This is a genomic window from Aminithiophilus ramosus, assembly GCF_018069705.1.
GTDB classification, from domain to species: Bacteria; Synergistota; Synergistia; order Synergistales; family Aminithiophilaceae; genus Aminithiophilus; species Aminithiophilus ramosus.
This window is the reverse complement of the sequence record NZ_CP072943.1, coordinates 761696-770677: the sequence shown is the minus strand read 5'-3', so window position 1 is coordinate 770677 and position 8982 is coordinate 761696. Positions and strand designations below refer to the sequence as shown.

General features: G+C 62.3%; 8 protein-coding genes and 1 riboswitch. Of the genes, 5 read left to right on the top strand and 3 right to left on the bottom strand.

Annotation, left to right across the window (positions count from 1 at the left end; all coding sequences use genetic code 11):
* Nucleotides 1-3: 3 nt before the first annotated feature.
* From KAR29_RS03435 to KAR29_RS03425, 3 genes are all read right to left on the bottom strand, one after another.
* Nucleotides 4-888, bottom strand: a complete 885-nt coding sequence (locus KAR29_RS03435) for a sirohydrochlorin cobaltochelatase (RefSeq protein ID WP_274374242.1) — start codon at nucleotides 886-888, stop codon at nucleotides 4-6.
* 131 nt (nucleotides 889-1019) lie between these two features.
* Nucleotides 1020-1185, bottom strand: a riboswitch (cobalamin riboswitch).
* 130 nt (nucleotides 1186-1315) lie between these two features.
* Nucleotides 1316-3193, bottom strand: coding sequence for a translational GTPase TypA (gene typA / locus KAR29_RS03430; protein WP_274374241.1), 1878 nt, complete (start codon nucleotides 3191-3193; stop codon nucleotides 1316-1318).
* 312 nt (nucleotides 3194-3505) lie between these two features.
* The gene (locus tag KAR29_RS03425) at nucleotides 3506-3946 is read right to left on the bottom strand and encodes a universal stress protein (protein WP_274374240.1); all 441 of its coding nucleotides are present in this window, start codon (nucleotides 3944-3946) and stop codon (nucleotides 3506-3508) included.
* 249 nt (nucleotides 3947-4195) lie between these two features.
* On the opposite strand from KAR29_RS03425, the gene KAR29_RS03420 reads away from it, so the two are divergent.
* The 5 genes from KAR29_RS03420 to KAR29_RS03400 all read left to right on the top strand — a co-directional run bounded on the left by KAR29_RS03420 (nucleotide 4196) and on the right by KAR29_RS03400 (nucleotide 8961).
* Entirely contained in the window at nucleotides 4196-5467 is a 1272-nt protein-coding gene (locus KAR29_RS03420) for an ABC transporter substrate-binding protein (protein WP_274374239.1), read from the top strand.
* A 157-nt stretch (nucleotides 5468-5624) separates the two neighbouring features.
* On the top strand, nucleotides 5625-6485 hold the full coding sequence (locus KAR29_RS03415; protein WP_274374238.1) for a branched-chain amino acid ABC transporter permease: 861 nt from the start codon (nucleotides 5625-5627) through the stop codon (nucleotides 6483-6485).
* Nucleotides 6486-6489: 4 nt separating this feature from the next.
* Nucleotides 6490-7491, top strand: coding sequence for a branched-chain amino acid ABC transporter permease (locus tag KAR29_RS03410; RefSeq protein ID WP_274374237.1), 1002 nt, complete (start codon nucleotides 6490-6492; stop codon nucleotides 7489-7491).
* 2 nt (nucleotides 7492-7493) lie between these two features.
* A complete protein-coding gene (locus KAR29_RS03405; RefSeq protein WP_274374236.1) occupies nucleotides 7494-8252 on the top strand; it encodes an ABC transporter ATP-binding protein in 759 nt (252 codons plus the stop codon).
* Nucleotides 8245-8961: an ABC transporter ATP-binding protein gene (locus KAR29_RS03400; RefSeq protein ID WP_274374235.1), complete on the top strand. Its 717-nt coding sequence runs from the start codon at nucleotides 8245-8247 to the stop codon at nucleotides 8959-8961. The genes KAR29_RS03405 and KAR29_RS03400 overlap by 8 nt, the downstream gene beginning before the upstream one ends.
* Nucleotides 8962-8982: the final 21 nt, after the last annotated feature.

The window sequence follows — 8982 nt, the reverse complement described above, 5'->3', positions numbered from 1 at the left end:
GCGCTAGTCGATGAGGGCCTTCAGGTGTTTGAGGAAGAGGGCCCGGACCTCGCTGTTTTCGCCGAGGCCCGAAATGACGGCGTCGACGCGGTAGCCCTTCTCCTTGAGCTGAGAGAGCCACGATTCCGGGTCGTCTCCGTCGGCCATGTCGTTGCGGGCGTGGTCACCGGCGACGATCATGAGGGGAACGAGGGTGACGCGGCGGACGCCGCTCTTCTCAAGATGGCGGACCATGTCGTCGAAGGAGGGGAATCCCTCGACGGTGCCGAGGAAGAAGCGATCGGAGACTTTTTCCAGGCAGAGGGCCATCTGGCTGTAAAAGGCGTTGGCGCTGTGAGGAGAGCCGTGGCCCATGAAGACGACGGCCCGGTCTTTGCCGAGACGATCTCCGTAGGTGCGGTGGAGAATGGCCGCAAGGTCGGCGCAATCCCCTTCGTCGGCCAGGAGCGGGGCTCCGAGGACGATCTTTTCGAAGCCGAACTTGCCGGGAATCGAGGCCAGGGCGGTGACGACGCGACCCAGATCTTCGTATTCCTCCCCGGGGATGATGTGCGTCGGCTGGACGTAAACGTGGGTGAACCCGTCGTCCTGCAGTTTGGCCAGGGCCTCGAGAGGGGTGGGGATGAAGAGGTTTTCTTCCTTCAGTATTTTTCGGCGGATGATGTTGGACGTGTAGGCCAGACGGACTTCCGCTTCGGGAAAGGCCCTGCGGGCCTCGTCGACGAGGCTGTCGATGGCGTGACGGGCCTCGGGCATGGATGTGCCGAAGGAGACGACCAGAACGGCCCGTCGGATCTCTTTTTCGGAGACCTCGCCCTGGCCGGCGAAGGCGACGCCGCTCAGGGCGAAGAGGGCGGCCACGGGGAGAAGGAGCAGCAGCTTTTTCAAGGGAAGACCTCCTTTGGGCAAAAACGCAGGGAAGAGAAAAAAGACACCGTCAGGACAACACAGGGGGACCGCAGCGCCTGGCCACGGCCCCCCTAGAGGGCAACCTGTGGCGTCCGCCCACGCAGACATCACCTCCTATCACCTCCACGACAGGTTTCCTGGCTCCCGGTCATCCTCCTCCGCGCCTTCCCGAGGGGAACGTCCCTCAGTGGCCTTGTTGCGGATTCGTCACGGTCACAGTGGCGGGGCCGCAGGGGCTTTTCACCCCTTTCCCTCGCCGTGGTCGGTCATCGCTATTTTGTTTTCGGGTTCCCGAAAAGCTTCGGGGCTATTCTTGCACAAGGCTCCCCTCCGGTCCAGAGGCGAAAGGGGGAAAAAGAAGAGGCGCCGCTCCGAAAAGGAGAGGCGCCTGCGTCGAAGAGATTCCTCAGGAGGCCTGGGAGAGTTTCCGCGCCGACTTGCGGCGCAACTCGGCGTCGAGGATCGTCTTGCGGACCCGCGTCGACTGGGGCGTCACCTCGACAAGCTCGTCCTCGTCGATCCACTCCAGGGCCGCCTCGAGGGTGAGGGTTCGGGGGACGTTGAGGACGACGGTGCTGTCCTTCGTCGCCGAACGGTGGTTCGTCATGGCCTTCTGTTTCGTCGGATTGCAGGGAAGATCGTTGGGACGACAGTGTTCGCCGATGATCATCCCCTCGTAGACCCGATCGAGAGGACGGACGAAGAGGGTGCCCCGGACCTGGAGATTCTCCAGCTGGTAGCTGGTGCACTCGCCCCGGTCCATGCTGACCAGGGAGCCTCTCGTCCGGGATGAGATGTCGCCCTTCCAGGGTGTGTAGCCGATGAAGCGGGAATTGAGAATGCCCAGCCCCCGCGTATCGGTGAGGAATTCGTTGCGGTAGCCGATGAGACCTCGCGAGGGGATCTCGAAATGGAGGCGAACGATGTTGATGCCCGTGGGCTCCATGGAGACCAGCTCGGCCTTGCGGCGCGAAAGTTTTTCGATGACCGGTCCCTGGAAGTCGACGGGGACGTCGACGAGGACCTGTTCGAGCGGTTCCTGCAGGTGTCCCGCCCCGTCGCGGCGGGTGATGACCTCGGGGCGGGAGACGCAGAACTCCATGCCCTCGCGGCGCATCTCCTCGATGAGGATGGCCAGGTGGAAGTCGCCCCGTCCCGAGACCTTGACCCCGTCGGCCCGGTCCAGCTCCTCCATGCGAAGGGCCACGTCGGTTCGAAGCTCCTTGTCCAGACGTTCCCGGAGCTGGCGGATCGTCACGGCCCGTCCCTCTTGGCCGGCGAAGGGGCCGCTGTTGACGAGGAAGAACATGGAGACCGTCGGCTCCTCGATCTCGAGAGGAGGCAGGGCGGGGTTCTCCAGCTCGGCGGCGGCAAAGGTGTCTCCGATGGTGATCTCCTGGGGACCGCTGAGCCAGATGATGTCACCGGCGGTCACGTTATCGACGTCGCGTCGCTCCATGCCCTCGGTGACCCAGAGGCGTACGGCCTGTTCCTGAGACTCTTCGACGACGATGAAATCGCCGTCGCTGCGGCTTTCGGGAGCCCAGGCCGTCCGGATACGCCGGAAGGTCTCCCCTTTGCGGAGCTGCCCCTGCAGGACGCGACCGCATCCGATGCGGCCCAGATAGTCGCTCCAGGCCAGAGTCGAGACCTGCATCAGGAAAGGGGCGCCGTCGATGGCGTTCGGAGCGGGGACATAGTCGACGATCGTCTCGAAAAGTTCCTCCATTCCCTCGGGCCTGGGACCGTCGAGATCGCGGGCCATCCATCCCTCGAGTCCCGATCCGTAGAGGACGGGAAAATCGGCCTGGACATCGGATGCGCCCAACTCGAGGAAGAGATCGAACGTCTGATCGAGTGCCCGATCGGGGTCAGCTCCCTTGCGGTCGGCTTTGTTGATGATGACGATGGGCTTCAGCCCCAGGCGGAGAGCCCGCATGAGGACGTAGCGCGTCTGAGGCATGGGCCCCTCGGCGGCATCGACGAGGAGCAGGACGGAGTCGACCATGGAAAGGACGCGCTCGACCTCTCCGGAGAAATCGGCATGGCCCGGCGTGTCGACGATGTTGATGCGGTAGTCCTTCCAGGCGACGCTGCAGTGTTTCGCTTTAATGGTGATGCCCCGCTCCCTTTCGAGAACGTTGCTGTCCATGACCCGCTCTTCCATGGCGGCGTTTTCCCTGAAAACCTTGCCGCTGCGGAGAATGGCGTCGATGAGGGTTGTCTTGCCGTGATCGATGTGGGCGATAATGGCCACATTGCGGATCTTTTCTGCCGTTGTCATGTCACTGATCCTTCCCTGGTTCCGGAATCGCGACGGTGGAGCCGCAACAAAGAATTATACAACAAAGGCTGCAAATTGGGTAGCTTGAATCGCCCCCTCTTCTCACAGTGTCGAGGCCTTCTTTCGGCGGGCTCTTTCTGAAGGGGAAAGGACAGCCCGATCGTCGGGGGCCGTCCGACGGCCCCCGACGATCGGGCGAGGTGGCATGTCTCGGTGAACCGGACAAGGTCCTTTCGGTTTTCTCTTAAGCGATGTTGACTGCGAAGTTCTTACCGAGCCCGGAGGAGCTCCAACGGGCCTCGTGGTTTTCTCTCAGAGGATGTCCAGACCCGGTCGGTAGATGAGGACGGAGCAGGGGGCATAGCGGGCCACGGAGGCGGCCGTGCTGCCGACGACGATCTCCACAAGGGGGTTGTCCCCCTTGTGGCCGACGACGAGAAGATCGTAGCCGCCTTCCTTGACCTTCTCGATGATTTTCTCCGAGGCGCTTCCCTGGGCGATGTGGATGGAGGGGAGGCTAGCCGGTTCGGCTCGGGCGATGAGGCGCGTCAATTTCCCCCGGGCCTCCTCTTCGGCGCTCTTGATGGCCTCCTGCGGCAGCCAGGCCTTGTAGCCCAGCCAGGGATCGATGGGAGGGAGGACGTGGATGAAATCGCAGGGACAGCCGAGGCGGCGTGAGAGGGCGAGGCTGAAAAGGACCAATTCCTGGGCGAGCTTGCTCGAGTCGACGGCGACGAGGATCTTTGAGGTCAAGAGAACTCCCTCCCTACATGAGTATTATTGAAGAAATGCAGCTTGCAACGGCCGGTGAAAAGGCACTTTATTAAAGTAATTTTATCACGAATCGTGGAAGATGTCATCCGAAGCGACGGCAAGACGTTGACCTTTTCTGAACTTGACGCATTACCGCCTCCTGTCTAATATATTAGCCGTCGCTCTGTGGTGCGTCGTTGCCTTTTCATTCAACGATGCGAGGGTTGGTCTTGAGAGGAGGAAGAAGGCATGAAACGGCAGCTTTGCGGAAAAAGCCTGTTCCTGGTTCTCCTGTCTTTGCTGATGGTGGCTGTTCTTGCGGGAGTGTCGTCAGCCGACGAAAAGGTGATCAAGATCGGAACGCTCTTTCCCCTGACGGGGCCTGTCGCCCTGGCTGGCCAGCGCTGTCGCGCCGCCGTCGAGACGGCAGCGGAAGTCATCAACAACGCCCATCCCGAACTGCAGGTTCCTCTGGCTGCCCAGGAGGGGATTCTGGACGGCTACAAGATTGTCCTCATCCATGCCGATCACCAGGGCAAACCCGACGTGGCCAAGTCGGAGGCCGAGCGTCTTTTCGACCAGGAGAAGGTCTGGGCCATCATCGGCAGTTACAACAGCTCCGCCACCAAACCGGCCAGCTTCGTCGCCGAGCTGAAGAAACAGATCTTCATGTGCGGCTGTTCCAGTTCGGGTGCCCTTACGGAGCGGAACTTCAAGTACTTCTTCCGCATGGCTCCGACGGACAAGACGGAATCGCTGGAGTTCGTCGAGTTTATGGAGTGGCTCAACGAGACGAGAGAGACGGGTCTCAAGACGGTGGGGCTCATCTACGAGAACACCGAGTTCGGCAAGCACGCCGCCGAAGAGGGACGGATGGCCGCCGAGGCCAAGGGCTTCAAGGTCGTCGCCGACGTGCCCTTCAACCCCGGTGCCACCAACCTCAACAGCGAAGTGCAGACGCTGAAGGCCGCCAATCCCGACGCCGTCTTCGGCGCCTGCCTGGGCGGCGACTACACCCTCTGGGTCCGGACGATGAAGCAGATGAGCTGGCTCCCCAAGGTGGCCCTCAACTACTGCACCGGCTACCAGGATCCCATCATCGCCGGTCAGCTCGGCGACGATGCCAACTACTTCATGGGCGGCACGGGCTACGCTCCCGAGTTCGCCGGCCTCATGCCGGCCGTCGCCGCCGTCGAGGAGATCTACAAGGGCAAGACCGATCCCAGCGTTCCTTTCGACAGCGACTCGATCCAGGAGGCTGTCGCCCTCTTCGTCCTGGCCCAGGCCATCGAGAAGGCCGGCGCACTCGATCCGACCAAGGTCGCCGAGACCCTCTACGCCAACGAGTGGGAGTCGCCCCTCTCCATGGGCGGCAAGGTCGCCTTCGCTCCCGGCGGACAGAACATCAGGGCCATGAGCATGCTCACCCAGCTTCAGGGCGGTCAGTACAAGCGCATCTACCCCGCCGATTTGGCCGACACGGAAGCCGTCGTTCCCATGGTTCCCTGGGAGAAACGCTGATCGGATCGGGGGAGATTCTTTCCCGGCGTCGACGGCCTTCCTCTCGCGCGTGACCTTTGTCCGTCGGCGGCAAGAGAGAGGCAGCGAAGGGATTCGCTGCCTCTCTCTTCGGTGGCCCGATCTCCTTTTCGTCGGAAAACGCCAGGAGGTGCAAGCAATGGGAACCTTCCTGCAAGTGGCCCTGGACGGTCTCTTCAACGGGCTTCTCTACGCCGTCGTCGCCGCTGGGCTGAGCCTGATCTGGGGCGTGATGGACGTCATCAATTTCGCCCACGGTGAGTTTCTCATGATCGCCATGTACTTGAGCTATTGGCTGGGTTTCCTCCTGAATGTCGACCCCATTCTCTCCTCCCTGGCAGGCGGGCTTTTTGTCTTCCTCGTAGGAGCTCTGACCTACAGACTCATCATCAGTCACACCATCGGCAAGTCGGCCATGTCGGCCCTTCTGGCCACTTTCGGTCTCTCCATGCTCCTGAAAAACATCTGCCTCAACCGCTTTTCCCCCAATTTCCGTCTCCTTCAGGGAACCTTGCTGGGCGGAAAGACCTTCAGCGTCGGCGGGATCATCGTCCCTCTCCCCCAGCTTTTCATCGGCCTCGTCGCTCTCGTCCTCCTCTTTCTCCTCTACGGCCTCGTCAAGAAGACCCGTCTCGGCTGGGCCATCCAGGCCACGGCCATGGACAAGGAGGCCGCCGAGCTGATGGGCATCGACACGGAGAAGATCTACCTTCTTGTCTTCGGTCTCGGAGGGGCCTGCGTCGGCATCGCCGGGGCCCTCCTGCCCTCCTATCTGGCCGTTCATCCCGAGGTCGGAGGCCTTTTCAGCCTCATCGCCTTCGTCTGCGTCGCCATGGGCGGTTTCGGCAGCATTCCCGGGGCCCTTCTGGCGTCGCTCCTCATCGGCCTCGTCGAGGCCTTCGCCGGTTTCTACATCGCCCCCGTCTTCAAGTATGTCGCTGTCTTCGGTCTCTATCTCGTCGTCGTCATGGTCCGGCCTCGGGGCCTCTTCGGGTGGTGAGGTCATGAAGAGATCGAGTCCTCGAGCCCGTCAGGATCTTCTCTGGTTCGGCCTTCTGGCCCTTCTCGCCGCCGCTCCCCTCATCCCGGGGCTGCTGAGAAGTTCCTTCACGGAGCACGTCCTGATACAGGTTCTTCTCTACGCGGGCATGGCCCAGTCCTGGAATATTCTGGGCGGCTACTGCGGCCAGGTCTCCTTCGGTCATTCCGTCTTCTTCGGCATAGGCGCCTACGGGGCGGGCATGGCCGTCGTCACCTACGGGCTCCCCCCCTGGGCCGGAGCCCTCGCCGGTGCCCTGACGGCGGCTGTCGTTGCCGTTGCCATCAGCTACCCCTGCTTCAAATTGAAAGGGCACTATTTCGCCATAGCCACCTTTGCCATCGTCGAGATTTTCAACCGCCTCTTCATGGTCTGGTACTGGGTCGGTGGAGCCCTGGGGCTCGATTACAGCTTCAGTGAGCCCGGATGGATCCATTTTGTCTGGTACGAGTCCAAACGGGGCTACTTCTACGGAGTCCTGCTCCTTTTCGCCCTCATTTTCGGCGTCGTCCGATGGATCGAGAGGCACCGTCTGGGCTACTATCTCCGCGCCGTCCGGGAGGGACAGGAGACGGCCGAATCGCTCGGCGTCGACAGTTCCCGGGTCAAGCTCACGGCCATGGCCCTCTCGGCCTTTCTGGCCGCCCTCTGCGGCGCCTTTTTCGCCCAGTACAACTACCGCGTCGATCCCCCCATGGTCATGTCCCTCGACATGTCGATGAAATTCGTCCTCATCACCATCCTCGGCGGTGTGGGAACCTTCTACGGCCCCCTTCTCGGCGCGGCCCTGCTCATTCCCCTCCAGGAGTACAGCAGGGCTCTCCTCGGCGGCATCGGCGGCGGCGTCGACCTGATCCTCTTCGGCCTTCTCATCGTCGTCGTCGTCGTCTATCAGCCTCGGGGCATCATGGGCATCATCGACGGAATCCTTTCGAGGCGGCAACGGTCAGAGGAAAGGGGCGACTAGACATGGCCCTTCTCGAAGCGCGCAACGTGACGATGACCTTCGGTTCCCTCGTGGCCAACGACGACGTCTCCTTCGACGTCGAGGAAGGGAGCGTCGTCGGTCTCATCGGTCCCAACGGGGCGGGCAAGACGACGCTCTTCAACTGCATCTCCGGTTTCTACCGGCCCACGTCGGGACGTCTCGTCTTCAAGGGCGAGGACGTGACGAATCTTCCGGCCCATGCGATGGCCCGCCGCGGTGCCGTTCGGACCTTCCAGGTCGTCCGTCCCCTCAAGGAGATGACCGTTCTCGACAACGTCCTCGTCGGCGCCTTCCTGCGCGGCACCGACGAGGAGCGGGCTCGGAAGGTTGCCCTCGAGTGTCTCGCCCTCTGTCATCTCGACGACATGCGAGACCGTTTGGCCGGAGGACTGCCCATCGGCTACAAAAAGCGGCTCGAGATGGCCCGTGCCCTGGCCACGGAGCCGAGCCTGCTCATGCTCGACGAATCCATGGCGGGGCTGACGTCGACGGAGATCAAGGCCGCCGTCGAAATCATCCGGGGGCTGAAGGCGCGGGGCATCACGCTCCTCGTCGTCGAGCACATCATGGAGGCCGTCATGTCCGTGGCCGACAAGATCGTCGTCCTCGACGGAGGCGTCAAGATCGCCGAAGGACCTCCCCGGGAGGTCGTCGAGGACGAACGGGTCATCACGGCCTACCTGGGGGCCAAATTCAGCCAGAGACTGAAGGCGTCGAAGGAGGGTGCCCCTCGTGACTGAAAGGATTCTGGAAGTCCGCGATATTCAGTGCGGTTACGACGGCGTTCCCGTCATCCACGGCCTCTCTCTCGAGATCGCCCGGGGCGAGCTTGTGGCCATCGTGGGCGCCAACGGCGCCGGCAAGACGACGACGATGCGGACCATCGCGGGGCTGATGCACCCCTACCGGGGGGAGATCGTCTTCGAGGGAGAGGTCATCTCCAGGCTGGAGGCCCATGAGACGATCAGACGAGGCATCAGCTACGTTCCCGAGGGGAGGAGGCTCTTCTCCAAGCTGACGATTCAGGAGAATCTCGAGCTCGGCGCCTTCATAAGAAAGGATCGAAAGGTCATCGACGAGGGGCTGAAACGGGTCTTCGAGCTCTTCCCCAAGCTCTACGATCGCCGCAGGCAGGTGGCGGAGACGATGAGCGGCGGCGAGCAGCAGATGGTGGCCATCGCCAGAGGGCTCATGTCCGACCCCAAGCTGCTCCTCCTCGACGAGCTCTCCCTGGGGCTGATGCCCTCCCTGGTGGAGAAGGTCATGGAGACCGTCGTGGCCATCAACCGATCGGGCGTCACCGTTCTCCTCGTGGAACAGATGGTTCAGGAGGCCCTAGAGATCGCCCATCGGGGGTATGTGATCCAGACGGGGACAATCGTCCAACAGGGAACGGCCCGCGATCTGCTCGACTCTCCCGAGGTGCGCAAAGCCTATATGGGGCTCTGATCGGCCCGTCAGAAGGGCGGA

Bases quoted from the DNA above. Each gene is read 5' to 3' on its own strand.
- typA (WP_274374241.1), bottom strand. From the start codon at position 3,193: ATGACAACGGCAGAAAAGATCCGCAATGTGGCCATTATCGCCCACATC.
- KAR29_RS03420 (WP_274374239.1), top strand. From the start codon at position 4,196: ATGAAACGGCAGCTTTGCGGAAAAAGCCTGTTCCTGGTTCTCCTGTCT.
- KAR29_RS03415 (WP_274374238.1), top strand. From the start codon at position 5,625: ATGGGAACCTTCCTGCAAGTGGCCCTGGACGGTCTCTTCAACGGGCTT.
- KAR29_RS03410 (WP_274374237.1), top strand. From the start codon at position 6,490: ATGAAGAGATCGAGTCCTCGAGCCCGTCAGGATCTTCTCTGGTTCGGC.
- KAR29_RS03405 (WP_274374236.1), top strand. From the start codon at position 7,494: ATGGCCCTTCTCGAAGCGCGCAACGTGACGATGACCTTCGGTTCCCTC.